This is a genomic window from Acinetobacter sp. WCHAc060006 (genome assembly GCF_004209135.1).
GTDB lineage: Bacteria > Pseudomonadota > Gammaproteobacteria > Pseudomonadales > Moraxellaceae > Acinetobacter > Acinetobacter cumulans.
The window spans coordinates 1-576 of record NZ_SGSS01000103.1 but is presented as its reverse complement, the minus strand read 5'-3'; the positions used below and the strand labels follow the sequence as shown (position 1 = coordinate 576).

The 576-nt window shown below is 46.4% G+C and carries 1 protein-coding gene; it reads right to left on the bottom strand.

Going from position 1 to position 576, the window contains the following annotated elements:
* On the bottom strand, positions 1-576 hold a 576-nt coding region (locus tag EXE29_RS17585), incomplete at both ends, for an Ig-like domain-containing protein (RefSeq protein WP_228198841.1).

Here is a 576-nt window from a genome sequence, read left to right as displayed (position 1 = left end):
TGCCTGTCCAAGAACCGTCTGCTTGTTGAGTTAAGCCACTCACTGTACCGCCAGTCACTTTTACGTCAGATGCATCGAAGCCTTTAACCGTTTCGCTGAAGCTGATTTTCAAGTTGCCATTTGCATCTAGGGTTGTCGTAGATGTTGGCGCAGTGGTATCAAAACCTGGAACAGTTTGACTACCTGTTGCCAATTGACCTGGGTTACCTGCGATATCTGAGTATGAACCCGCTGGTATCGAGATATCGACCTTACCTGGTGCACCTACTGGATCATTCGATACAACTTGACCTTTCCAAATACCATCTGGCTGTTGAGTCAAGCCACTCACTGTACCGCCTGCTACAACCAAGTCAGATGGAGTGAAGTCTTTTACTGGCTCGCTGAATGTAATTGTCACTTCGCCTGCTGGCGTAATCACAATCGCTGCTGTTGGTGCAGTTGTATCAACACTTGCAATATTGTTAGATGCGCTATTGCCTTTACCATTATTGCCAGCAAGGTCTGTATAAGAGTTATCTGCAACAGTAACTGTAACTAGACCAGATGCACCTGTGTTGCCATCAGCAACCACTT